The following is a 24,603-nucleotide window of genomic DNA, read 5'->3' as shown; positions in this document are numbered from 1 at the left end:
GCAGATTGTGCCTCACGGGTCTAGTCGGTGGGTGCCGGCAGGTTGCCGGGAGCTACTTCACGCTTTCTCCCGAACAGCCAGACAACCCAGATGCTTATCTCGTACATCAGATAAAGGGGAGCCATCACCACGAACATGGTGATGAGATCAGCGTGAAAAGCAGCAATTATCGAGCTTGCCAACAGGGCATACTTGCGGTTGCGGGCAAGAAAGGCCCGGGTGACGATGCCGAACCGCGACAACAGCAGCATAACCACAGGAAGCTCGAAAATCAGGCCGAAGATCAGGATCAACCTGAGACAGAAATTGACATAGGCACTGAGATTGAACCAGCTTTGCAGTCCTTCAGCCTCATAGGAAAGGGAGAAATTGATAATGACTGGCCATATGACGACCAGGAAGAACATGGCACCAATGCAGAAACTTATGGTGCCGACAATCACGAACGGGAGCACCAGCCGTTTTTCCCGACCGGTAAGCCCAGGAGCTATGAAGAGCCAGAGCTGATAGAAAACCACGGGGAGCACCAGGATGAATCCGGCAATTGCGGATATCTTGCATTGGACGAAGAAAGGCTCAAGGGGCGCACTGTAGTTGAGCTGCCGCTCGCGGTGCTGGATCTCTATCTCCTTGTCGAGTTTGTACCGAATGTAGAGTGAAGGAAAGTGTTCCTTGACCTTGAGGTAGGCGGTCTTTTTGATCTCCGACAGATAGGTCTTGCCGGTCAGCGGCCTTTCCACAAAGCCGAGCAAGGGACCGGAAAAATTCCAGGATACTCCCATACCAATCACCACGGCAATGACAATGACAATCAGCCGGCGACGCAATTCCACCAGATGTTCAATAAACGGCAGGACCTTCTCGTCTCCCATGAATCCCCGTCCATCAAGAGCATTCCAAAATCGATGCAGATTAGCACAGTTGAACGGAGAGGCGCAACCGATTTAACGGGAAGAACGGCGGCACGTCAGGCCTCAAGCCTGCTCAGGCACCATCCCGTACGGTTTGATGCGTATACACAGCTCTCATTGAGCCTGTAGAGCTGCGCTGGCTCCTAATAGCACAACAAACATCCCGGCAGGGAATCAACGGCGCTTGCCCCCTTTGCGGCGCCCCCCGTTTTTTCCCTTCGGCCCTCCGCCCCCAGCCTGCTTCCGTTCACCCCCGGAGCGATTGCCCGTGGGACGTCTCCCGACCGGTCGTCGAGGCTTGGGAATTTCCATCTCCCATCCCGCATCGGTCTGTTGCACCGGGGTATGCTCCTGCAGCGAAAACTCGATCTGCCGCCGATCAATGCTGACAGCCACGACCATGACCCTGACCCGGTCGCCAATGCGGAAGAGTCGTCGCGTATTGGAACCGATCAGAGAGTGCTGCTTATCAAGATAGACATAATAGTCATCTTGCAGGCTTGTAACCGGGATCATCCCCTCGACGAAAAACTCTCCCAATTCCACAAAGAGCCCGCTCCCGGTAACTCCGATGATGAATCCGTCAAACGCTTCGCCAATACGATCCACCATGAACTGAAGCCGTTTCAGTTCGACGAGTTCGCGCTCCGCCTCCATGGCAACCCGTTCACGGCGACTGGTGTGCATCCCGATTTCGGGAAGTGCCCCGGCCAAACGCTCCTGTTCCACAAGAGAAAGCGTCCCGGCAAGCTGCCCCTTGAGAATCCGGTGCACCACAAGATCGGGATAACGACGGATCGGAGAGGTAAAATGGGTATAGGTCTGGGCTGCCAGGCCGAAGTGTCCCAGGTTTTCCGCAGCATAACGGGCCTGTTTCATGCTCCGGAGCAGCACCCGGTTGAGCATCAGCTCTTCTGGACGACCGAGCGCCGCTTCCAGAAGCACCTGCAGCTGAGAACCTGTCACCTTCCCCTCCGAGACGTCCAGGTTATGGCCGAAACCAGCTGCCAGTTCGGCAAAGGCGAGAACCCGCTCTGGCGCAGGAGGCTCATGGATGCGATACAGGGAAGGGATCTGATTCCCTTCAAGATGACCTGCAACCGCTTCATTGGCTGCCAGCATGAACTCTTCGATTACACGGTGGGCGATTGTCCGGACCGACCGTACAATGGAAAGGGTATCGCCGGTGGTCAGGTCGATGACGATCTCGGGCTCGGGAAGGTCGAAGTCGATGCTGCCCCGTTCGTGACGACGGGCCATCAGTCGACGCGCCAGTTCTTCCATGACTGCCAGGTCGTCCGTGATTCCGCCAAGCTCACTGATCACCTGCGGATTGCGCTCATCGAGAACCTGGGCGACCTGGGTGTAGGTAAGCCTGGCAGAGCTACGGATGATGCTCGGGTAGAAGAGGGCCTCTTTCCGGACACCGGCGCCGTCGAACAGGAGTTCCGCGGTCAGGGTCAGACGATCCTCCCGTGGGTTCAACGAACAGATGCCGTTGGAAAGGGTTTCGGGCAACATGGGAAGACAACGATCCGGGAAATAGACCGAAGTCCCGCGCAGATAAGCCTCGCGGTCCAGCGCCGAACCGGGCCTGACGTAATGGGAGACATCGGCGATGGAAACCCAGAGCCGGATATCGCCATGCTGTTCTCGCTGCACCGAGACCGCATCGTCGAAATCCCGCGCTGTTTCACCATCAATGGTAACCACCGTCAGCCCGCGCAGATCGGTGCGCCCTGCCAGATCGGCATCGGTGAGCCGGGCCACTTTCTTTGCCTCTGCCAGTGCATCGTGAGGGAATTCGGACGGCAGCTCATATTTGCGAACGACCGTCAGTACCTCTACGTTGGGATCATCGGGCCATCCCAGCACCTCCTGCACCCGCCCCATGGCAGGACGCCGCTCCGTGGGGTACGAGGTCAGGCCGACCACTACCACCTGTCCGTTCTGCGCCTTGCCAGCGGCACCTGCAGGGATCACAATGGCTTGGGAGATGCGCGGATCGTCCGCAATCACCCGGCCGACATTGCGCGCCGACTCATAGCGGCCGACGATTGTCTGCTGGCCCCGTTCCAGAGTCCGGACGATCCTCCCCTCCCGCCGCTCCCCATGGGCTGCCGGACTCACGCTCACTTCGACGAGATCTCCATGCATATTGTCTCGTAAGGCCCGGGCAGGGATGAAGATATCGGACCCGCCATCCTGAAGAGTGACAAAGCCGTAACCGTCTCGATGCATGGAAAGCCGGCCGGTAACCGCTGCCGTTCGGCCGGCCAGGATATAACGTTGACCACGCATCACGGCCAGCTCGCCACTATCCACCAGCCGCGACAGCAGATGCCTGAATCCCTGGCGTTCGGTCCGGTCAATTTTGCAAAGTCGGAGCAGTTCACGCAATACTATACCTTCACCCTGCTCGCCAATAATCCTGAGCAGTTCTTCTCGGGTGACCCGCATATGAAATCTCCTTCCAGACCGGTTCTTTCGGCATGCCGAATATGCCTGACCAGCCGTGCAGTGTCAAACAGTTCCCATGACCGCCATGAAAAACCGATTGCATTTCACAGCCGTTTGAGACTACTATCCAGTCATAGGTTCCACGCTTTATCGGTCGTGTTCCACATGTAATACGACAGATTCGCCACATCCCTTCGACAATATGGATTCCACTACGTGTTCCGCTGCATCGCCCTGGCCGCATTCATATTTTTGCTGACCGTCCCCGCATCCGGGATGAAAACATCGCTGTATCCGCTCCCCAGCGCTACCCTTACCGCGGCGGCAGAGAAACTCCGTGCCAGGGACTACGGCGCTGCCCTGCAATTGGCAGAGGCATCTCCCGATTGCGGGATACGCAATTTCGTCGCCGGCATGGCAGCCTTCAAGGCCGGACAGTGGGACAACGCACAACGCTACCTCTCTGCGGCCTCCGGCAGTTTCGATCTGCTTGCCGATTATATACTCTACCATCAGGGCCAGGCACTGCAAAACCTCAACCGTCTCGACGAAGCACTTACCGCATTCCTGGCACTCCAGAAACGGTGTCCCGAGAGTTATCTGCTCCGCCCCACCCTTCTTCTCATTGCCGATATCCAATTCCAGCGTAAGGACTTCAGCGCAGCACTCACTGCCTACCAGAAATTCATCGAGAGTTATCCAGCCGGAAGCGACGCCTTGCGGGCTCAATACAAGATCGCGCTCTGCCGTGAAGCGCTCGGCGACAAAACCGGAGCAGTAAAGGTGCTCCGAACCCTCTGGATCACCAGTCCAGGGTCACCACTGGCAACCAAAACGGATGAAGATTTGCAGCGTCTCACTGCTGCAGGCGGGGTAGTCGCCCCCTTCACCCCCGACGAACTCTTTCGCCGTGCCACAACCCTGTTCGACCTTAAAAAGTTCAGCCAGGCAGTCACCGCCTTCAAGGCAATCCCCCGTACCGGTCTTGGCAACGATTTCCTTGCACGGATCGACTTCAAAACCGCCCAGTCCCTGTTTAATACCCGACACATCAAGGAAGCTGAGCAACTCTTCACCCGCCTGGCAGCCGACGCCGGCACAGCATCTGCTGCAGAAGCTGCATATTGGTTGGCACGCTGTAAGGATAGAAATAACCGCAATTCTGAAGAGGCCTTCAACTCCTTCATGAAACTGGCTGACCGTTGGCCAACGGCTGACGAGGCAGACAATGCGCTGCTTCAGGCCGCCTATATCAAGAAGTCGCAGAAACGCTGGGCAGATGTATCCTCCATCCTGAAACGGCTCAACGACCAGTATCCCGAATCATCGCTGAAACCGATTATCCTGTGGGAATCCGGGTGGAGCGCTTATCAGTCAGGCAACTGGCAAGGGGCGGCCGAATGGTTCCGCCGCCTGAGTGACGGAAAAACCGGCCGTGACCGGGCGCTTTACTGGCTGGCCCGAGCCCAGGTCCTTACCGGAGATACCAGCGCAGCACAGACGACCTATGCCACCCTCATCAGGGAATTCCCCCTGAGCTACTACTCCATGGCCTACTGGCAGGGACAGAAACAGGGAGAAGAACTCCTGCCGCATCTGGCCCAGGACACACTTGATACCCTTCCCCTTCCCCTGAACTTTGAAAGAGCCAAGGCCCTCATCGGGTGCGGGCTGTTCGACGAAGCCCGCAAGGAACTCTCTGCCTCCAGATCAAAAAACCGGGACAGGAGTAAAGCCCTTGGGCTGGCCCGTCTCTATCTGGAAATGGGCGACTACAACGGCGCCTACAATCTGATGAGAAGCGAATCTCCCCGATTGACTGGCAAAGAGGGTCAACTCTCATTTGCACTACAATATCCTCTGGCATTCCGTGAGATTGTCTCTAGCCATGCATCCAGAAACGGCCTCACCGACTCCCTCGTCTACGCCATCATCCGTGCTGAAAGCAGCTTTTCTCCCACGGCCGTCTCACCGGCAGGTGCAATCGGCCTCATGCAACTCCTTCCTGCTACGGCAGCACAAGTGGCAAAAACAGGTGTTGGGACAATGAATGCCGAGCGACTCGGCCGACCTGAGCAGAACATCCCTCTGGGCATCAGCCATTTTAAAGATCTCATGCTGAACTACCGTGGCGATCTGATAGCAGCGATTGCCGCATACAATGCCGGCGGAACTGCCGTCGACCGCTGGCTGCGGGACTTCGGCGATCTCCCGGCATCAGAGTTCATAGAAAACATCCCCTATGCCGAAACCCGTGAATATGTGAAGAAGGTCCTCACATCCACCGCGCTCTATGCCCGTTTCTACGGTCTCTCTGATGGCAATAGTCCTGACTCTCCTCTCTCACCCCCAGCATCTCCCGCAGAGCAGCTGTAATCGACTGAAATCTCCAGCTTGATCAACAACCATCGATTTGCATTTTTTATCCGAACAGGTATGTTTATGACACAACGACAATGTCATATATGGACACATTAGGAGGGAAACCTTGGCAAAAAGGATATTCATCGCCGCTACAGGACAAAATTGCGGAAAAACCACCATGAGCATTTCCCTCATGCACCTGGCGCGGAAAAAATACCAACGTGTCGGTTTCATCAAGCCGATTGGGCCGAAGATAGAGCGATACGGAGATATGATGCTGGACATGGATGCCGTGCTGATGGCAAAAACCTATGGTCTGGAAGAGGATATCGCCCTCATGAATCCTGTCCCTCTCCACCGCGGTTTTACCAAGGAGTTTCTCGAAGGGAAGATTGATGGGCGAATGCTGGAAGAGAGAATTGTCAGGGCAGTAGAAGCGCTTGACCAGAAGAACGACTTGTTGATCATCGAGGGGGCAGGTCATGGTGGCGTCGGTTCCGTCATCGGCCTCAACAATGCCCATGTCGCCCGGCTTTCCCAAGCGCCGGTCATGATCGTGACCGGCAGCGGCATCGGCAATGTCATCGACTCGGTACATCTGAATCTGGCCCTTCACCAACGGGAAGAAGCAGATGTCCGGCTCATCATGATAAACAAACTTCTCGCTGATAAACGCGATGTTACCCTTAAATACCTAAAGCGCGCCTTCAGTTATTCCCTGGAGGTATCCGGCGGCTTCAATTACTCGCCGATTCTGGCAAACCCCACCCTGTCCCACGTGTCCAAACTCTTGAAATTGCCGTTGCAGGGGGATCCGGAAGCACGCAACCGGATCATCCACAACATCCAGCTCGGAGCTGCATCATCCCAGCGGGTCGTGGACGCACTGCTCGAATCCACCCTGCTGGTGGTAACAGGGTCGCGCGACGAACTGATCGTCACGCTTGCCTCGCTGTATCATATTCCGGAGTGGAAGGAGAAGATAGCCGGGTTGATCATCGCCGGACATGCGCCGGTCACTGGGATCAGCCAGCAGATCCTCGACGAAAGCGGCATTCCCTACATTCGAATCAAGGAAACAACGGCCAACGTCTTTACCGCCCTCACCGAGGACGTTTCAAAGATCACGGCCGAGGATCAGGAGAAACTGGCATGGATCCAGGCGAATGCCGACCATGAGATAGATTTCGACATGATAGACTCGGTATTTTGACAGAATCGGGATTCGGCAAAGGATGATCAGAGGAAAATGGTCGGCATCGTAAAGTCACTGTCGCAGAGGATGGTCTTCGGTGAGGAGTTGATCGGACAATTCGTTACGGTCATCGGCACAACGCGGAAAGTGCTTCGAAAGTTCGGCACCGCACTTCCCGATCATGCTGCAGAGCGCATCGCAGCCCTTCCCTTGCGCCATGCCAGTCGCCAGTTCTTGCGCGAAACCGTGCCAGGCAGCAGGATCGATCAGTTCATTAATACCCCGGTCCCCCAATATCCAGACCTTCTGCTCCAGAAGCGACATGAAGATCAGTATACCGGTTTCATCACGGGTACGATACAGCCCCTTCTCAAAGAAGGCACGCACCGCCCTTTGCCGGACCGCTTCTGCAATGCGGTGTTGACCGGCAAAGGGACGCTTGAGGCGGGGGATGCGCCGAAAGAGCCACCGACAAGGGAACAGTAGCAGGATCACCATCGGCAGGTATGACCAGATGGTGACATGGCTAGTCAAAAGCGCAGCAGCCAGAGCCAAGAAAGCTGACAGGAACAGTGCTCCGGCCAGTTCTGCCTCACGGTAGCGGTCGCTCTCATCGACGATCATGATGGCAATCTCACCGGAGGTGCCTGACTCAGCAGTTGCCACACAACGGCTGATCCGCTCCTGCTCTTCAGATGTAAAATAGGTCTCTGCAGACTTTCGTTTCACGATACACGTCCCACCCTCTGCCGGTTACCAGTCACCCGAAGCACCGCCGCCACCGAAATCACCACCGCCGCCGGAAAAGCCCCCACCGGAACCTCCCCATGAGCCCCCCCCGCCATACCAGCCTCCACCAGAGGGGCCACCAAACCACCAACCGCCACCTCCTCTGCCTCCACCACCAAACAGGAAGGCGATGAACAGACCAACTGCAAATCCGACAACCGCCAGCACTCCGAGCAGACCCATACTGAGTCCGGAGAAACTGAGGGCTGCGGCAACAGGCAGTCCGACTGCACCGGCAATCCCACCGAGAAACCGGGCGATGGAACCAAGGAACACAATACCCACCAAGAGAAACAGCAGCAGGGTAAACGAGGGATGGAATCCCTGCCTCCCCTGCCGGATATCGCGCTGCCGGGGCTGGTACTCCCCTTTCACCGTGGCGGTGATGGCTTCGACTCCGGCCAGGACTCCGCCATCGAAATCCTGTGCCTTGAAACGGGGGGTTATCACATCACGGATGATCCTGCCGGCCATCAGGTCGGTAAGCTTTCCTTCCAGCCCGCGACCGACTTCAATCCGCACCTTCCGCTCCTGCTTGGCAATCAGAAGAATAGCGCCGTTATCCAGCCCTTTCTGTCCGATCCGCCAGGCTTCGGCAACCCGAATGCCGAATTGATCGATGTTCTCCCCGTCAATGGTCGGCACAGTGAGCACCACCACCTGGGTCGAATCACTCTGCTCCAGTTCAGCCAGTCGCTGCTCAAGGGTCTGCACCGCCGCCGGAGATAGCATGCCGGCATAATCATTTACCCTGCCGCTCAGGGGTGGGATCTCCAGCGCCCCGCAGAGGGCCGGAAAGGCGAACAGGAATATGAGGAGAAAACGAATCATTGGCCATCCGGCAAACGCCCCTGGACACTGCTTGTTCAGGGGCGCGGTATGCGCATCAGAACTTGACTTTTGGCGCCGTCTTAGCCCCTTCATCAGCCTTAAACGGCTCCTTGCGGGAGAGATGCAGCAGTACGGAATTGGTCAGACTGTTGGGAAAGGTCCGGATACTGATATTAAACTCCTGCACGGCCTTGTTGTATCGGCTGCGCGCCACATTGATCCGGTTCTCGGTCCCCTCCAGTTGGTTCTGGAGGTCCATGAAATTCTGGTTCGCCTTGAGGTCGGGGTAGCGTTCCACCACCACCATCAAACGCGACAGGGCACCGGTAAGTTCCCCCTGTGCACTCTGGAATTTCTGCAGCGCCTGGGGATCATTGACCAGTTGCTTGGTGGCCTGTATGGAGCCAACCTTGGCCCGTGCCTCTGTTACCGCCTTGAGCGTATCTGCCTCGTGCTTGGCATACCCCTTTACCACCTCGACCAGGTTGGGGATCAGGTCTGCCCGACGCTGGTAGGAAGCCTCCACATCTCCCCAGGCGGCAAAAACCGCCTCCTCATTGGCCTGCATGGTGTTGTAGCCACATCCCGAAAGCAGGAGTGCGGACAAAAGCAGCATCTTCATGGCAAATTTCTTCATGGATACCTCCATATTGGCTGGATTCTCAGTCAACATAATCATTGAATCGTTGTTTGTCAGCCCGGTCGTAGATGATTTTCATGGTCAACAGTCCGCCATAGCAGAAAAGGGAAAAGGCATTGGCAGCGATCAGCGGCGTATCATTGAGAACAATACCATAGATGAGCCAGAGAAACATGCCAAAGATGAGTATGACCTGCTGCCAGAAGGACAGATCCCGTGCATGCTTGGTCCGCCACGTTTTGATAAGCTGCGGAACTACTGCCAGACTGGTAATGGAGCCTGCCATCAAGCCTACCCACGTGTAATCGCTCATTTCCCTTTTTTCCCCATGAAGGTACTGGCTGCCCAGTCGATCTGGGACAGCATGCCGCGCAGGATGGCAACCTCGCGGTTGTCCAGTTCAGCGCGGGCAAAGATGCGCCGGAAAGATCGCATCAGGTGGGCAGGATTCTCCGGCTTGAGAAAGCCGATCCGAAGTAGGATCTGCTCAAGTTGCCCATAGAATGGTTCGAGTTCGGCCGTGGAAACAAGTTCGCGTGTTCCGGCAGAATCTTCACTCACAACCAGTCCCTGCCGCAGAACAAAACAAAAAAGCAGCACAGCCTGGGCAAGGTTCAGCGAACCATAGGCATCGTCCGTCGGTATGGTTGCCTGCCAGCGGCAAAGGGCCACTTCGTCAGTGGTCAGGCCGCTGTCCTCGCGCCCGAATACCAGGGCGGCACGGTTGCCGGCAAGTTTTTCGCCGATCTTCGTTACGATCTCATCCGGGGCAAAGATCTCCTGGCGGTATTTGCCATGACGACGGGTGGTGGCCACCGACAGCGGGGAATCAGCAATGGCTTCTGCAAGCGAAGGGAAAATGCGGGCGGTTGTAAGCATCTCTTTGGCGGAAACGGCAAACTTCAAGGCTTCAGGATGATCCAACGGACAAGGATTCACCAGGCGCAGATCGCATATGCCGAAATTTTTCATGGCACGGCAGACCATCCCGACGTTGCCGGGGTTTTGCGGCTCCACCAGAACAATGGCTATCCGCTCTGAGAAATGCATGATCAATCCTTCCTTGTCGAGGAGCGGGGCGGAGTCCCTGCCGCCTGCATCCGTTTCAACCGCGAACGGGCCGGTTTCCGGCGCCACCAGGCATGAACCACATGAAACAGCCACATTGCAGCAATAAGACACGCCAGAACCACCACCAGGTGCTGTTCGTAGCGATGGACATCCTCGACCACCAGTGATGCCCCTTTGCCGAACAGGTATCCGAGCAGCGAGAACACCACTGCCCAGACAAGGGCGCTGATAATATTCAGCCAGCAAAACTTGAACGCCGGGAAGGTTGTCATGCCGAGGATGATCGGTAGGACGATACGAAATCCGTAGGTGTACCGAGAAACAAACGCAACGAAGGTGCCGTATCGCTCAATGAGGCGCAACGCCTTGCGGAACTTGCGCGCAATGAAGGTAAACAGACCAAGAAGTCGCACACCCTGCCAGCGTCCCAGGTAGAAATAGAACTGGTCTCCGCAGAACGCGCCCCCAAAGGCGGTAACAATGACCCCGGCAATATGCATATATCCCTGAAACGCGAGAAACCCGGCAAGAATCAGACCTGCCTCACCTTCCAGAAAGGTCCAGATGAACAGGACCCAGTAGCCGTGCACTGCCAGGTATTCTCTCAGGTAATCCTGCATACACCCTCGCAGAGTGGGGATTGCAAATCTTATCCACCCGGCGTAGATAAAGCAACCCGAAAAACCCGCTACCCCAAACGACAGAACGCAGATGCCTTGATGGCAGCATAAAAAAAGGGGACTGCCTGACTACGGCAACGTCCCCTTACTGAATTTATCTTATTTACTAAATTTGCTCTGATTTTATCGATCCAAACCGATTTCCACAATGTCAAACGTCATAGCACCAAGGGAATCATTCGGAAAACATTTTTTTTCGCCTGAAACGTACCCAGCCACTTCCTGACGAGAGATAGTATGAATCAACCTTAAATCCCGCCTCCTGCCACGCTCTGGCCCAAGGTCGGTTGGAAGTATCTTTCTGGTTTGCCCAATATGCCTGGTAACGTTTAGCCGATTCGGGGAGTTCAAACCCCAATACATTTGACAACTGGACAAATGAAACCGTGACCTCAATGCTTTCATCCGATTTTTCAAGAAGAAACTCTCTCAGTTTTTCATACTTTGAACGTCTGCCAACTGATGAGCCGAATCGTTGAGAACATCGAAACCCATTTCCATCTTCGCCATTTCGTATCGGCTTGACGCTCCATCGAGGGTCAGGAATCAACTCAAAATCCTCACCATACTTCAGGATATGAATCTGTGGTGTTCTTTCGAAGATTGAAGTAACCCTGTAAAGGGGAATCTTTTCGCTCACAATAAGGTTCTTTGACGGATCTCCGCTAACCTTTAGCTTCAACCACGATATATCGTCCGATTCAGTACCTTTTACTTCGATGTACACCGGTTTTTGTGCATGCTGCCAGGTAACACAGAGGTCAGCACCATTTTCGGGACTGGAAAATCTACAGGTAGGATCCTTTTTAAGAAAGAAATACTTTACAACCTCTATTGCCCGATTGCCTATCAAAACACTTGAAGTCCCTCTTGGATAACGTTTATTGAGAAATCCATACTCATCATCCGTCAATTGTACTAAGTGTTGTTCCATTGCTCACCCTCTTGTAAATTTTGAGAAGCATCGAGAAACTTTGGGTCAAAGTTTGTTATTCATATGCGCCAGTGAAAACCAAACATGTTTATCCGAAAAATGGTGCGCCTCACTTCCGGAGAAAAACCATCTAAGTTCTGGTACTTCCTCATCGGTAAAGTCACTGTCATTTACGTAATTGAAAAATTCAATTCTAGTGAACGCACCAGGTACCAAGAATCGAAGTTCACGACTGCGAATATTGTGCTTATCTAACCAGTCGAGAAAGTTTTCAAACTGAGGCCTGCCAGGATGACCGGGAATCAGGTTCATGCTCCCCGGTCTCACCAGAACAGCCATACCGCGCAAGACAAGAAGCGCACCGAGACGACCCTGTTCGGCATGCTCCTGGAGGAATACAACCCGCTCCATCAATTCCGGTTTGATCAAGCTTCTATGAAGGGTATCGGTATCAACCTTGTTGAGGATAATGTACATGACAGTCTCCTTGTTCTCAGTTACTACTCAGCACGTTAATGACGAAGTCATGCGACCTGGCAATTGCTTGCGTACATGCTAATGAACGGATTGTGCCAATTCTTGTATCATGCGTAAAATTCTCCTATTTATTTAGTAATTTCATTATATTATAAAATTTGTCGCTTTTGAAACTTCCCCACAGCGACTTCAAACAGCAGTGAAGCATGGTGATAGACAGGCAGGTTAGTGTAAAAATATTTTACACTTATTGCACATTTCATTTATTTCAAGTAGTTACGCAAGTGTAAAATAAATTTACACATCTCTATAGAATGTCGCCTAGTGCGGCCTGACAACATGTGTAAATTTTTTTTACACACAAAAATACACATGTCGTAATGAGTCGGGTGATGGATAAAAGGTCTTCAGAAGGGGAATACAAAAATATTTCTGGGGGGGCTACAGGAGCCTCTTGTGGCGTAGTTCCATATCCTGACGAATGATTGCTTCGAGTGTCGCATCAAGATAGTCCCGTCGACAATCCACACCATCTATAGTGCCGGTCTGAAGCTTGCGCAAAAATCGGCATCCTCCGAAACAGAGCGGAAGATAGGGGCATTCAAGACACTCTTTATTCTTCCAGATATCCAGACGGTGGGATTCGTGATAGTCCGCAATCCCCTCTACCAGGCTTCCGATCCGCAGTTCCCGCCAACCCATAAAAGCAGGGCATTTGAATAGTGAACCGTCACAAGCCACCACAAGGCTATTGGTAAATTCGACCATGCATCCCGCAGGCAATGGCTTTGGGGTATTAAATCCGCGTCTAAGGATCTCCCTTCGAAGAAACAAGGAGGCATCAACGAGCCAAGGCTCACAGATTGATGCGCAACCGGTTGAAAAATCGGCAATCCCTTCTTTACCAGCTTTGGGGGTGATGGGGGCGAAGAGAACACTAGTAATCCTGTCGGGCGTTACCCCCTGATCAAGGAGATGATCCAATAGAAAAGGGAATTCGTGGAAATTGTCTTGGGTAAAATTACCGCCAAGTTGCACGGAAACAAGCGAGCAGACATCCTTCAGATTGTTAACAATACAGTCGAAACTCCCGTTACCCGAGACAAAGGGGCGCTGTCGGTCGTGAATGGAACGTGGCCCGTCGAGGGTGAACTTGACCCCCTTGAGCCCCAGCGCTACCAGTTCTTCGGCCGTGGAACGGGTAAGGAGCGTCCCGTTGGAAACCAGGTTGAAGGCATAGCCCCTCCCCTCGCTCTTGGCTGCATCCAGAAGTCGTCTGGAAATGCGCCTGATGAGGGGAATGGAAAGGAGCGGCTCGCCACCGTAGAATTCGAGGACCAGGTCCTTTCCCCGGCTCATGTGCTGATCAATGAGTCGGTCACAGAGGAGATCGGCGGTTTCCTCACTCATGTAGCGCTTTCCCCGGAATGGGTCTTCGTAGCAATAGCCGCAGGCCAGGTTACAGTCAAGGTTGAGGGTCACCAGGGCGGTAAAGCGCCTGCTCCGCCTCGATGCATTGTCGAACAGCGACAGCATCTCTTCCCGCTCCTCCTCCCTGCTCGGCACCAGGATATCCAGCAGGGCAAGTTTCTCCGCCGTCTCCCCTGCCAACTCACCCAGACGGGCAGCTTCCATCATGGCCGCGGGCAACTCCAGCACCGCCCCTCGGCGGGTGGAAAAGAGGAGTAGCCTCCCCTCCCCCTTTGGCGACGGATAGATCTTCAGATAACGCGACAGCTCCATGGTTCCCCCATATGCACAAAGGGGGGTTGCCCCCCCTTCATGTCCCTACCGCTTCGCCTAGCCGAGAATAACTACCGCAAAAAGAGCCCAGCAGCATCCACCGATGGAATCCTCCTCGGCGAGGTTGATCCCCTTGTCCAGCACCTCGATCTCACCATTGTCCTGAATCATCGTCATCACCCCCTTCCACTTTGAGATCATTCGTAACGCCAACCATGGACAGACCGGCACAGAATCTGCTATATAATCGGGACGGACAAACCCATGACCAACGTACTGACCAAATATCTTCTGCCACTCATGCTGCTGCTCTCACTCTGCCAAGGTTTGGCAGTTGCAGAGGAGACGGACGAGACCCTCGGCCTCTTCAGCGGCTGGCAGGACGAGACCATTACCGTTGGTCGCGCCCCCAAGCCGGCCTCACGCACTGCAGAGAATGTCACGGTCGTCACCAGCGCGGAGATCGAGGCTCTCAATCCACACACCCTGGCCGACATCCTCCAGACCATCCCGGGCATCCAGCTCGGCAATCCGGGGAGCCCCGGCAGCACCACACCGGTCTATGTCCAGGGCTCCCAGTACAACCATGTGCTGATCCTGATCGATGACGTCCCCTTCAACAACCTGTCCGACAACTATGCCGACGTGGCCCTGATCCCGGCCCACATCATCGAGCGGCTGGAGATCGTCAAGGGGGCAGCCTCGTCCTCCTGGGGCCAAGCCCTGGGTGGGGTGATCAACGTCATCACCAAGGGACCAACCCCCGACCGCGCCGCCGGTGGTACTGCTTCGGCTAGCGTGGGGGACCGACGGACATCAGACGTGCATGGCGCCATGGACGGCACCGTGGAACAGCTCGGCTACTACCTCTCCGGTGGCTACCTTACATCCGGAGGATTCCGCCCCCACAATGAGACTAGGGGAAACAATCTCTACACCAAGCTTACCCTCGACCTCCCCAAACGGGGGCTCCTCAGTCTCTCCCTCGGCCGGTTCGACAGCAAGAGGGAGCAATTCGCCGCCCCTTCCCTAAACCTTCAGGCTGACGACGACCTCACCTACCTCTTTGTCACCGGCACCCTGCAGCAACCGGTCAACGACCGACTTACTCTAGAATTATCCGGTAGGCATGCGACAAAACGGGCTGTGGTGTCGCAATTACTTATCAGCAACAACCTGCGAATCGATAATGAAGCTGAAGACACCGTCACCGGCAGCAGCGGCAAACTGGTCTGGCACGGCACGAACCACCTGGTGGTTGCAGGAGGCGACTTCGAACATGTGGAACTTAAACAGGCCAACTCCCTGAACCCTGTGGATGAATCCAGCAGGACAGCGGACCGCTGGGGAATCTACCTCAATGATACCATCTCCCTCGGCCCGTTCTCCCTCATCCCTGGCATCCGGATGGACCGGGTGGCAACCAGCAGCGACCAGTTCAGCCCCTCCCTCGGGTTGACCTGGCGCATCTCCGACGACACCACCGTCAGGGGGTACACCGCCAAGGGGTACAGTCTTCCTTCATTGCTTCTCGACCAGCAGGCGGAAAAGGTCTGGACCTCCCAAGTCGGGATCGAGAGCACGGCCATCGCCCCGCTCTGGCTGAAGGGAACCTTATTCAGAAACGAAACCTGGGACATCGCCTCCATCAATTCTACAACGCTTGTAAGACAGAACAAGCGCTATCTCAAGCATGGAGTCGAACTGGAAGCGAAAACCGCCCCGGCTTTCAACACCTCGCTGGCAGTCGGGTACACCTTTGTCTATGCCAACGACGACGAGAGCGGCGCCGTTATCAAGGGGATACCCCGCCACAGCGCCAATCTGGCGGTCAACTATAACGATGGGGAATTCCTGCACGGAACGCTCACCGGCAGGTACATCGACTGGAATGACGGGGTGGTCTTCAATCCACGCTATTCAGCCGTCATCTGGGACCTCTTCCTGGGGGCCACAGTTGCGCGTAGCGAGACATCCTCACTGGAACTCTTCGTCTCGGTGCGTAATCTCTTTAATGGCTCACAATATACCATCGATTTCTACTCCAACCCAGGCAGATGGATCGAAGGCGGCGTGAGGGCACGGTTTTGAGGGTTCTTGCCTCGCTTATCCTTCTCAGCACTTTGCTGTTCCCCATTGGGTCCGCTGCCTCTTCTGACACGCTTGTGATACAAAGCCGGCGGGACCCTATCTTCGACGATATCCTCAGGGGGTTCCAATCCGTACGCCCCTCATCCATGCATATCATCACTCTTGCAGATTACAGCGAGACAGACATTACCCGACTTGTCCGCGAGGAGCAGCCCCGATTGATCCTCACCCTTGGTGATACCGCTCTCAATGCAGTGAAGCGGATCAGAACGGTCCCTATCATCTCCCTGATGTCGCTCAATCTCCAGAACATGAACAGCTCACACCCCAATCTCTCCGGCATCAGCATGCTGATCTCACCGGAGCGATATATTCCGATCTTTTCCAACCTCAGGGCAAAACGTGTCGGAATACTATACAATCCCGCAAGAAGCGGTGCCTACATCCGTCGGGCAAGTCAATTAGCGGCACGAAGTGGCATAGTACTCGTTTTGCGGGAGGTCCGATCTTCCAAAGACACACAGCATCAACTTACCTCTCTCAGCCGAGAGGTGGATGCCCTTTGGATGATCCCCGATCCAGTCGTTGTAACTCAACAAACCGCTGAAGCATTTTTTCACTTCTCGCAGCGCGAGCGAATTCCAGTTGTAGCGTTTGCCAGCATTTACCTCAGCCTCGGTTCCTCAGCAGTTTTGGAAGTTGACCGATTCGATATGGGCAAACAGGCTGCAGAGATGGCATTGAAATTTAGTAAAGGAATTGATCCAGAAGAGACTCCCATGGAATCTCCCCGAAGGGCCATTCTAAAGATTAACCGCAATGTGCTGCGCAGATTGGGAATCGCTCCAGAAGAACTTGAATAGATTCCAACAATGGGAAAACGGTTATGACATCCTTCAACCGATTTCAGACATACCGAAGAAGCTTTCATTTCCGCCTTTTCGTGATCTTCACCGCAATCACCGCAATCATCACCGCCGTATTCTCCACCGTTTTCATCGTCCGTGAGATTCACTCTTCCAAAAGGGAAGCTTCGGAAAAAGCTCGGCTGCTTGCATCGCAGCTTGCCAACAGCATCCGACTCTACCTCTATGCCGAAGATCGTGACAATCTCTGGAGATTGGCATCTGACATTGCACGACATCCACAGGTCGTACGAATCGTTATTGCCGGTAATGATGGGAAAATCCTCGTCAATATGCGACCCGAAAGTACTCAAACACCCGGTACCACTCTAAGTGAAACAGTAGCTGTAACCTCTGGCAACCTCCCAACATCTGCAGAAGCAGCACTCACAGGAGTACCGACTCCTACATACCGACTGGGTACGGTGCGTCTTGATCTCGATACCGGTGACCTCGCCCAGAGAATCAGGGAACTGATCATTTTCACCAGTGTTACTACCCTGAGCTTCTGGTTATTGGTACTGTTTCTCGGCTTCAAGGCACTCACTTGGATGACACGTTCTTTCAATGCCTTAATGCAGGGGGTGCAAACTATCCGTCAAGGCGACTATTCAGTTAGAATTGTCACTGAGTCAAATGACGAGCCGAGTTGGGCGGCTGAAGCAATCAACGAACTCGCCGAGTCTCTCAAAAATAGAGAAGAACAGAATCGCCAACTTCAGGAAGAACTCTTCCATGCCATGAAACTTGAAGTTCAAGAAGAAAAACAACGCCTCATGGCAAAGCTAATACAAACAAACCGGATGACCTCTCTCGGGCTTTTAGTATCCAGTATGGCCCACGAAATCAACAACCCCAATGGATCCATTCGCCTTGCAGGACAATTTCTCACAAGAGCATGGAAAGATACACTCCCAATTCTGGAAGGAGTTGCCCGGGAAGAAGGATCTTTCAGCCTTGGCGGTCTCCCCTTCGACAAGGCTAAAGAAGAAATCTCTAGCTCAAGTGAAACCATTGTCAGAAATACAGCCCGAATCGAACGCGTAATACATGATCTCCGGGCTTACAGCCTAGGGGAACGGAATGAGTTCCGCACAGACGTCAACATCAACCAGGTTGTAAATGGGGCTCTTGCTATCATCCGTGCACACGGGCGCCAGGGTGACATGACTATCACGGCAGATCTGGCACCCGATCTGCCGCAGGTAACCGGAAATCACCATCAACTGGAACAGGTAATCATCAACCTGCTCCTTAATGCGATTCAGGCCATGCCAGACAGAAGAGGCAATATTTCCATTACAACCTCAGTGAGTCCCCAGGGCAACACTGTCTTGATACGCGTTCAGGACGAAGGGGACGGTATCCCTCCCGAGTATCGCGATCAACTTTGTGAGCCCTTCTTTTCAACACGAATCGACAAAGGAGGAAGCGGTTTAGGTCTCTACATCTCAAATTTTATCGTATCTGAACATAAAGGTTCGCTTGATATAGACTCAGTAGAGGGCAAAGGGACCACTGTCACTGTGCAAGTGCCTGTGACAGGATAGGGGATTCAGCCCGATGTTCGGTTAATCGTTTGTGTAATGTCGGTCGGGTAATCCCAAGCAGATCAGCAGCAGCTTTTTTATTTCCCTCCGTTACCTTTAAAGCTTGTTCGATGAGCATCTGCTCCATTTCGTCAAGCGTCGGGAACTGTTCAAAGGTTGCCTGCATACTAAACAGGCCGTCATAAGCAAAACGTATGGTATTCTTTGCTCTGAAACGTGACGGAATACCCGGAAAATCCTGTAAATTAAGGACGTCACGGTTATTATGCGCCACAGCACTACCGATTTTACTAATCAACTCGCGAACATTCCCGGGAAACTCATATTCCTGCATGGCAAAAATAACCTCTCGGGCAAGGCGAGGCGCTGGCCTGCCATAGGTTTCAGCAGCAAGCTTGACATAGTGACTTGCAAGCAAAGGAATATCTTCCGGCCTCTCTCTCAAGGGCGGCACTTGAATCTCGTGGAAACAGAGTCGTTGGAATAGATCCTGCCGGAATTTATCCCGTTCAATGAGATGAGAAAAATTACGGTTTGAAGCCGCTATGATTCGCGCATCACTTTTTACCAGTGCATCCGAACCAAGACGGTAATATTCGTGCTCCTGCAGCAAACGGAGCAGTTTCACCTGCGACTCCATACTCAGGTCACCTATCTCATCAAGAAACAGAGTGCCTCCCTGAGCCTTGGCTATGAGTCCTTCCCGCGCGTCGGTCGCACCGGTAAACGCACCTTTTTTGTGCCCAAACAAGGTATCCGTAAACATGATATCGTCAAGACCTGCCACATTCAGCGGAACGAATTTTCCCTTTAAGCCACTCGCCTTGTGAACAGATTGGGCAATCAACTCCTTACCGACGCCTGTTTCTCCGGTAATCAACACAGGATGCAGTGAAGGCGCAATAGTTTCCACTACCTTGAATATCGCCTGCAACTTGGTGCTTCTGGTCAGAATTTCATTGAAACAGTCGGGACGGGCCAGAGGTTCCCCCAACAGATAGTTCTTGAGCAACTTGTTCTGGCTGGAAAGTTCGCTTATCTGATATGCCTTGTGGATGTTCAGCAAAAGCCGATTGGTGTCCACCGGCTTGGTGATATAATCAAAGGCTCCCTGTTTGATGCTTGCAATGGCAGTTGCAAGGTCATTGACTGCTGTCAACACAATGACTGGAATATGGGGATAACGCTGAACGACAAGGGGAAGCAGCTCTGACCCGGTAAGCCCTGGCATTACCCAGTCCATGAGCAGCACCGAAATTCCTCCTTCTTCCAACATGGGAAGAACAGCCTTACTGTTGGAGAGGGTAATCACAGACCTGACATCGTTAGATTGGAGCATGACCCTGAGTTCATTCAGGAAATCCAGATCATCATCAACCACCAGCAAAGATCGTTCAAGTTCCAGTGATGGTACGACATCCTTCTTCATCTCTCAGCTCCTGTCCATCCAGCCTTTTGGGAAAGCCACTTTGGCATGATTTGCCCGGTATGCAAGGCCATGCAAGCTTACTGTTCCCCCGTGGAATAGATATTGAAACGTAAAAGCAATTTCTGCACCATTTCTGCATTCATGTGAAAACCGGTAATAGCCAAACTGGGATAACTTCTCATGATCAGTACATTTCTGACTTTTCCCATACACATTCACAGTCCTTACCCTACAGAAAATTACCCTGGTCTTCTTTGCAATCGGCAGGTCAAGTATAAATTCGACGAATTCAGCATATCGTCCAAGTGTAAATATATTTTACACTTAACGCTTTATCTAACAATTACAAAGTGTTAGCTATCTGTAAATTTTTTTTACACACGACTGTAAAGCATTGCCCATATTGCCTCTACAGCATGTGTAAATTTTTTTTACTTGAGTGATCCGAAGGGATTAAATTTCCGGCAAAACGCTTGGCAGGTCTTATCGTTCGTTAGAGATTACACAAGACCCAACTTGGTTGGAAAAACTCACTCATCTGGAGGAGCAGATCTGAGGCGCTTCTTTGCGGAGGTCTTTCGTTTGGATTCCAGTCGTCTCTCCCGAGCCCCTGGAGTCACCTTGGTGGAAATGCGCCGCTTTGATTTTCTCTGTCGCCGTTCGAGTTCTTCTTTCAAACGTGCTAACGCAACCGCACGATTACGGAATTGGGAGCGGCTTTCTGACGCCTGAACCACTATTCCCGTTGGGACGTGCTTGATCCGCACTGCCGAATCAGTGGTATTGCGGTGCTGACCGCCAGGTCCCGAAGCACGATAGAACTCGATCTCAAGGTCGCTGTCGCATATCAATGGTCGCTCTGCATGCGAGTTGAGCCTATTTCCAACATCCACTATGTCGCCACTCTCACCTTGGTCCAACATCCAACTGCGGGCCAATGCTCTTCAATTAATACCCATATCCAAGACTTTCAAAACGAGCTACCCTGCCATTTTCAAAAATGACCTGATATTGGAACTGGTTTGGACCAAAGTTATAGATCCAATCATCCACCCTGATGGTGGTGACAGTCCGATCCTGGGAGTATCTCGAATCCGCTTCGATCCTTTTGTCGTTACGAGACGAGCTATAGGTAGGTTCTCCACACTTGCTGACAACTTCCCCCACCGTATCCCCAATCGTAACGAGTCCTCCCCGACAGATCAAGCTCTCGCGCTGGTCTGCCCATACCGGAGAGGAAAGTGCAACGACACACAAGAGTAGAATGAACCTCCTCACGACCATACGTTTTCCCCTCTCCACCTTGCCTGCTTGTGTTATCAGCATACTCCTTCTCCAAAGAAATGGTAAGTATGCTTGCATCAAGTGTAGGATTTCCCGTGTACCGGACTCTGAAAATTCCTCAGCTCATTTCGTTAGCTCGCGAATTTTGGTTTCCGACAAGATATCCCTTAGCCAATTGACAAAAAGATGCAACTTGCTCCTCCTGCCAGGCCAGATCGCGACTGAGCAGATCTGCCATCAGCCTGGCAACCTCTGGAGCCGCTTCCATTGCAGCACGAGCATCCAGCAACAACGCGCGTGTCCGTCGGGACAGTATGTCCTCGATGCTCCTGGCCCACTCATGACGTACCCCCCAAATCACTTCGGCATAGCGATACGGGAGCCGGGGATGCAACGGCTCCCTCAAAAATGGCATATCAGCGCAAAGTTGCTCCAACCCGGTAGCGTCGGTACCATAGGAACTCCAGTCTCCTGCATCGACAGGAATTTCGCACCAACCATGGATGTGAAGCTCAGCCGTCTGTGAAACATGCTCCTCAAGCCCTGCCAGGCGTGCAGCAGTAGTAACCGTATCTTCTCCCATCTTGCGGTAGGTAGTCCATTTACCGCCAGTAATCGTCACCAAGCCGGAAGCTGAAACCAGCAGAGTGTGGTCACGCGAGAGAGATGCCGTTCGAGCATCATCACCACTTCTGACCAGCGGCCGAACACCGGCAAAAACGCTCAGCACATCGCGGTCTTTGGGGTCACGAGTGAGATAACGGGCAGCATGCTGCAAGAGAAAATCCACTTCCTCGGGAAAAGGTTGCGGTTCAGCCAAAACTTTTGGAACAGGGGTATCGGTGGTACCGACAATCACCTTGTCATGCCAGGGCACGGCAAACAGGACGCGACCATCATCGGTATGGGGGACCATGATGGCACTGCCTCCGGGAAGAAATTCCCGATCGAGGACCAGATGCACTCCCTGGCTTGGCGCAATCAGTCGAGGCGATTCGCGATCGTCCATCTGACGGACCGAATCGCAGAAAGGGCCGGTAGCATTGACCACTACCCGTGCCTTCAGTTCGTATTCCTTACCGGTCTCGAAGTCAGCAGCAACTACTCCGCGCACCAATCCATCAGCCTTGAGGAGCTCAAGCACCCTGAAATGGTTCAAAGGGACACCACCGAGCCCCACACAGGTTTTTGCCAGGGCCACTGCCAGTCGGGCATCATCGAACTGGCCATCGTGGTAGATAACTCCGCCGCGGAGACCTTCCGGTTGTACGGTGGGAATATGACGCAGAGTTTCGGCCCGCGACAGGATCTGGGACGGCCCCAGACCCAACTTTCCGGCCAGCATGTCATAGAGTTTGAGGCCAATTCCGTAAAACGGCCCCTCCCACCAGTCGTACAGAGGCACTACAAAGGAGCGATTGTGAACCAGATGCGGGGCATTACGGATCATGAGCCCACGTTCGTGCAACGCCTCCAGGACCAGGGAGAAGTTCCCCTGTTGCAGGTAACGAACACCGCCATGCACCAGCTTGGTGCTCTTGCTTGAAGTACCGCTGCTGAAATCCGCCTGCTCAAGGAGAAGAGTCCTGTATCCGCGCGAAGCAGCCTCTACCGCCGTACCCAGCCCAGTTGCCCCGCCGCCGATCACCAGTATGTCCCAGCATTTGACCTCATCCAGTTGCAGCAGCAGTTCTTCCCTGGTCATGGCTCCTCCCACCCTCTGGCACGCTCCAGGGCACGCGACCATTGCCGACGCAACTTTGCAACCCTGTCACGTCCCATTTTCGGAAAGAATGCACGATCCTTCTGCCAGAACATGGCAATCTCATCCCGGTCCTTCCAGACTCCCACTGCCAAGCCAGCCAGATAGGCCGCTCCCAGAGCTGTCGTTTCGTTGATTTTCGACCTCACGACCGGCACCCCCAAGAGATCGGCCTGGAACTGCATGAGGAGGGTATTCACCGTGGCACCCCCATCAACCCGGAGTTCGGTGAGATTGGCACCTGCATCCGACTCCATGACGGAGAGGAGATCGGCTGCCTGAAAGGCGATACTTTCCAGGGTTGCCCGCGCGATGTGGGCTGCTGTGGTGCCCCGTGTAATGCCGACGATCGTTCCGCGGGCATAGGGGTCCCAGTGCGGTGCGCCAAGCCCTGTAAATGCTGGTACCAGGTAAACTCCCCCATTGTCGGGGACACTGGCGGCCAATGACTCGACCTCCCCGGAATGGCGGATAATCCCCAACCCGTCCCGCAGCCACTGCACCCCGGCCCCGGCAATGAAAACGCTCCCCTCAAGGGCGTATTCGACTCGGCCGGCGATCTTCCAGGCTATGGTGCTGAGAAGATTGCACCGGGAGGTCACCGGTCGATCGCCGGTGTGCATCAGCATGAAACAGCCCGTTCCGTAGGTATTCTTGGCCATGCCGGGACTCCCGCACGCCTGCCCGAACAGTGCTGCCTGCTGGTCGCCGGCAATACCGGCAATGGGAATGTTGGCAGCGAATAGATTGCCAACTGTCTCGCCATAGACTGCACTGGAATCCACAACCTGTGGGAGAACCTCTCCGGGGATACCGAGCAGTTGCAAGAGTTCCGCATCCCATTCCAGCGTGTTGATGTTAAAGAGAAGGGTACGAGAAGCGTTGCTGGCATCGGTTATGTGCAACCGACCGCCGGTCAGGTTCCAGACAAGCCAGCTGTCAACGGTACCGAATGCAAGCTCGCCCGATTCCGCGCGCGCACGGACACCGGGGACATTTTCCAGCAGCCAGGAGAGCTTGGTCCCGGAGAAATAGGCATCCAGAACCAAGCCGGTCTTCCCGCGAAACAGTGCCTCCAGACCATCGGCCTTAAGCCGCTCGCAAATACCGGCAGTTCGGCGGTCCTGCCAGACAATGGCATTATACACCGGTTCACCGGTCTTTTTGTCCCAGAGCAGGGTTGTTTCCCTCTGGTTGGTAATGCCGATTGCAGCAATATCCCGTGGTGAAAGTCCGACCCTGCTGATTGCCTCGGCAGCCACCCCTACCTGTGTAGCCCAGATTTCCCAGGCATCATGCTCCACCCACCCCGGCTGAGGGAATATCTGTTGGAATTCCCGTTGCGCCACGGACTTGATCGTACCTGCGCAGTCAAAGATGATCGCCCTGGAACTGGTCGTCCCCTGATCGAGGGCCAGGATGTAGTTCATTGATTCCTCCCCGTAACACTCTTCACCGGAATCCTCATCAGCCGGGCAAATCTCACA

At 53.9% G+C, this 24,603-nt stretch carries 21 protein-coding genes; 5 read left to right on the top strand and 16 right to left on the bottom strand.

What is annotated here, in order from left to right; all coding sequences use genetic code 11:
* Window positions 1-20 precede the first annotated feature (20 nt).
* The gene (gene tatC, locus GJT30_01040) at window positions 21-872 is read right to left on the bottom strand and encodes a twin-arginine translocase subunit TatC (protein ID MSM38196.1); all 852 of its coding nucleotides are present in this window, start codon (window positions 870-872) and stop codon (window positions 21-23) included.
* A gap of 213 nt (window positions 873-1,085) precedes the next feature.
* A complete protein-coding gene (gene rnr, locus GJT30_01035) occupies window positions 1,086-3,371 on the bottom strand; it encodes a ribonuclease R (protein MSM38195.1) in 2,286 nt (761 codons plus the stop codon).
* Between the two features lie 276 nt (window positions 3,372-3,647).
* Here rnr and GJT30_01030 point away from each other — a divergent pair, with 276 nt between their 5' ends.
* Together GJT30_01030 and GJT30_01025 are read left to right on the top strand one after the other, a co-directional pair.
* Complete coding sequence (locus GJT30_01030) at window positions 3,648-5,747, top strand: tetratricopeptide repeat protein (GenBank protein ID MSM38194.1); 2,100 nt, start codon at window positions 3,648-3,650, stop codon at window positions 5,745-5,747.
* Window positions 5,748-5,859: 112 nt separating this feature from the next.
* A complete protein-coding gene (locus tag GJT30_01025) occupies window positions 5,860-6,948 on the top strand; it encodes an AAA family ATPase (GenBank protein ID MSM38193.1) in 1,089 nt (362 codons plus the stop codon).
* A 54-nt stretch (window positions 6,949-7,002) separates the two neighbouring features.
* Here the strand turns inward: GJT30_01025 and GJT30_01020 are convergent, their stop codons facing one another.
* From GJT30_01020 to gptM, 9 genes are all read right to left on the bottom strand, one after another.
* Entirely contained in the window at window positions 7,003-7,662 is a 660-nt protein-coding gene (locus GJT30_01020; GenBank protein ID MSM38192.1) for a hypothetical protein, read from the bottom strand.
* 21 nt (window positions 7,663-7,683) lie between these two features.
* On the bottom strand, window positions 7,684-8,550 hold the full coding sequence (locus tag GJT30_01015) for a methanol dehydrogenase (GenBank protein ID MSM38191.1): 867 nt from the start codon (window positions 8,548-8,550) through the stop codon (window positions 7,684-7,686).
* Between the two features lie 55 nt (window positions 8,551-8,605).
* A complete protein-coding gene (locus tag GJT30_01010) occupies window positions 8,606-9,187 on the bottom strand; it encodes a LemA family protein (protein ID MSM38190.1) in 582 nt (193 codons plus the stop codon).
* A 25-nt stretch (window positions 9,188-9,212) separates the two neighbouring features.
* The gene (locus GJT30_01005) at window positions 9,213-9,503 is read right to left on the bottom strand and encodes a hypothetical protein (GenBank protein ID MSM38189.1); all 291 of its coding nucleotides are present in this window, start codon (window positions 9,501-9,503) and stop codon (window positions 9,213-9,215) included.
* Complete coding sequence (locus GJT30_01000) at window positions 9,500-10,240, bottom strand: TrmJ/YjtD family RNA methyltransferase (protein ID MSM38188.1); 741 nt, start codon at window positions 10,238-10,240, stop codon at window positions 9,500-9,502. Before GJT30_01000 ends, GJT30_01005 begins: the two co-directional genes overlap by 4 nt.
* A 2-nt stretch (window positions 10,241-10,242) precedes the next feature.
* Complete coding sequence (locus GJT30_00995; GenBank protein ID MSM38187.1) at window positions 10,243-10,881, bottom strand: DedA family protein; 639 nt, start codon at window positions 10,879-10,881, stop codon at window positions 10,243-10,245.
* Between the two features lie 235 nt (window positions 10,882-11,116).
* Entirely contained in the window at window positions 11,117-11,875 is a 759-nt protein-coding gene (locus GJT30_00990) for a hypothetical protein (GenBank protein ID MSM38186.1), read from the bottom strand.
* Window positions 11,876-11,920: 45 nt separating this feature from the next.
* Window positions 11,921-12,352 (bottom strand): hypothetical protein, encoded by a 432-nt coding sequence (locus tag GJT30_00985; GenBank protein ID MSM38185.1) that lies wholly within the window; start codon window positions 12,350-12,352, stop codon window positions 11,921-11,923.
* A 441-nt stretch (window positions 12,353-12,793) separates the two neighbouring features.
* Window positions 12,794-14,095: a putative geopeptide radical SAM maturase gene (gene gptM, locus GJT30_00980; GenBank protein MSM38184.1), complete on the bottom strand. Its 1,302-nt coding sequence runs from the start codon at window positions 14,093-14,095 to the stop codon at window positions 12,794-12,796.
* A gap of 264 nt (window positions 14,096-14,359) precedes the next feature.
* On the opposite strand from gptM, the gene GJT30_00975 reads away from it, so the two are divergent.
* The 3 genes from GJT30_00975 to GJT30_00965 are packed head-to-tail and all read left to right on the top strand — an operon-like array spanning window position 14,360 to window position 18,641.
* A complete protein-coding gene (locus tag GJT30_00975; protein ID MSM38183.1) occupies window positions 14,360-16,186 on the top strand; it encodes a TonB-dependent receptor in 1,827 nt (608 codons plus the stop codon).
* Window positions 16,153-17,049 (top strand): ABC transporter substrate-binding protein, encoded by an 897-nt coding sequence (locus GJT30_00970; protein MSM38182.1) that lies wholly within the window; start codon window positions 16,153-16,155, stop codon window positions 17,047-17,049. Before GJT30_00975 ends, GJT30_00970 begins: the two co-directional genes overlap by 34 nt.
* 23 nt (window positions 17,050-17,072) lie before the next feature.
* Entirely contained in the window at window positions 17,073-18,641 is a 1,569-nt protein-coding gene (locus GJT30_00965) for a HAMP domain-containing protein (protein ID MSM38181.1), read from the top strand.
* On the opposite strand, the gene GJT30_00960 is transcribed toward GJT30_00965, so the two are convergent.
* The 5 genes from GJT30_00960 to glpK all read right to left on the bottom strand — a co-directional run bounded on the left by GJT30_00960 (window position 18,613) and on the right by glpK (window position 24,546).
* Window positions 18,613-20,070 (bottom strand): response regulator, encoded by a 1,458-nt coding sequence (locus tag GJT30_00960; protein ID MSM38180.1) that lies wholly within the window; start codon window positions 20,068-20,070, stop codon window positions 18,613-18,615. The genes GJT30_00965 and GJT30_00960 overlap by 29 nt on opposite strands.
* 530 nt (window positions 20,071-20,600) lie before the next feature.
* The gene (locus GJT30_00955; protein MSM38179.1) at window positions 20,601-20,993 is read right to left on the bottom strand and encodes a peptide chain release factor-like protein; all 393 of its coding nucleotides are present in this window, start codon (window positions 20,991-20,993) and stop codon (window positions 20,601-20,603) included.
* Window positions 20,994-21,018: 25 nt separating this feature from the next.
* Window positions 21,019-21,354 carry a DUF2845 domain-containing protein gene (locus GJT30_00950; protein MSM38178.1) on the bottom strand — a complete coding sequence of 112 codons (336 nt, stop codon included), beginning with the start codon at window positions 21,352-21,354 and terminating at the stop codon, window positions 21,019-21,021.
* Between the two features lie 118 nt (window positions 21,355-21,472).
* Window positions 21,473-23,059 carry an FAD-dependent oxidoreductase gene (locus GJT30_00945; GenBank protein ID MSM38177.1) on the bottom strand — a complete coding sequence of 529 codons (1,587 nt, stop codon included), beginning with the start codon at window positions 23,057-23,059 and terminating at the stop codon, window positions 21,473-21,475.
* Window positions 23,056-24,546 (bottom strand): glycerol kinase GlpK, encoded by a 1,491-nt coding sequence (gene glpK, locus GJT30_00940; protein ID MSM38176.1) that lies wholly within the window; start codon window positions 24,544-24,546, stop codon window positions 23,056-23,058. Before glpK ends, GJT30_00945 begins: the two co-directional genes overlap by 4 nt.
* Between the last annotated feature and the right edge of the window lie 57 nt (window positions 24,547-24,603).

The organism is Geobacter sp. (assembly GCA_009684525.1).
In the GTDB taxonomy this organism is placed as follows: domain Bacteria; phylum Desulfobacterota; class Desulfuromonadia; order Geobacterales; family DSM-12255; genus Geoanaerobacter.
The sequence above is the reverse complement of the archived record's forward strand: the minus strand, read 5'-3'. Positions and strand labels throughout refer to the sequence as shown.

Coding starts and splice junctions, on each gene's coding strand:
- gptM (MSM38184.1), bottom strand. CDS start 14,095: ATGGAGCTGTCGCGTTATCTGAAGATCTATCCGTCGCCAAAGGGGGAG.
- tatC (MSM38196.1), bottom strand. CDS start 872: ATGGGAGACGAGAAGGTCCTGCCGTTTATTGAACATCTGGTGGAATTG.
- GJT30_00960 (MSM38180.1), bottom strand. CDS start 20,070: ATGAAGAAGGATGTCGTACCATCACTGGAACTTGAACGATCTTTGCTG.
- GJT30_00950 (MSM38178.1), bottom strand. CDS start 21,354: ATGGTCGTGAGGAGGTTCATTCTACTCTTGTGTGTCGTTGCACTTTCC.
- GJT30_00975 (MSM38183.1), top strand. CDS start 14,360: ATGACCAACGTACTGACCAAATATCTTCTGCCACTCATGCTGCTGCTC.
- glpK (MSM38176.1), bottom strand. CDS start 24,546: ATGAACTACATCCTGGCCCTCGATCAGGGGACGACCAGTTCCAGGGCG.
- GJT30_01005 (MSM38189.1), bottom strand. CDS start 9,503: ATGAGCGATTACACGTGGGTAGGCTTGATGGCAGGCTCCATTACCAGT.
- GJT30_01030 (MSM38194.1), top strand. CDS start 3,648: ATGAAAACATCGCTGTATCCGCTCCCCAGCGCTACCCTTACCGCGGCG.
- GJT30_00990 (MSM38186.1), bottom strand. CDS start 11,875: ATGGAACAACACTTAGTACAATTGACGGATGATGAGTATGGATTTCTC.
- GJT30_00965 (MSM38181.1), top strand. CDS start 17,073: ATGACATCCTTCAACCGATTTCAGACATACCGAAGAAGCTTTCATTTC.
- GJT30_00970 (MSM38182.1), top strand. CDS start 16,153: ATGGATCGAAGGCGGCGTGAGGGCACGGTTTTGAGGGTTCTTGCCTCG.
- GJT30_00985 (MSM38185.1), bottom strand. CDS start 12,352: ATGTACATTATCCTCAACAAGGTTGATACCGATACCCTTCATAGAAGC.
- GJT30_01010 (MSM38190.1), bottom strand. CDS start 9,187: ATGAAGAAATTTGCCATGAAGATGCTGCTTTTGTCCGCACTCCTGCTT.
- GJT30_01000 (MSM38188.1), bottom strand. CDS start 10,240: ATGCATTTCTCAGAGCGGATAGCCATTGTTCTGGTGGAGCCGCAAAAC.
- GJT30_00945 (MSM38177.1), bottom strand. CDS start 23,059: ATGACCAGGGAAGAACTGCTGCTGCAACTGGATGAGGTCAAATGCTGG.
- GJT30_00995 (MSM38187.1), bottom strand. CDS start 10,881: ATGCAGGATTACCTGAGAGAATACCTGGCAGTGCACGGCTACTGGGTC.
- rnr (MSM38195.1), bottom strand. CDS start 3,371: ATGCGGGTCACCCGAGAAGAACTGCTCAGGATTATTGGCGAGCAGGGT.
- GJT30_01015 (MSM38191.1), bottom strand. CDS start 8,550: ATGATTCGTTTTCTCCTCATATTCCTGTTCGCCTTTCCGGCCCTCTGC.
- GJT30_00955 (MSM38179.1), bottom strand. CDS start 20,993: ATGTTGGACCAAGGTGAGAGTGGCGACATAGTGGATGTTGGAAATAGG.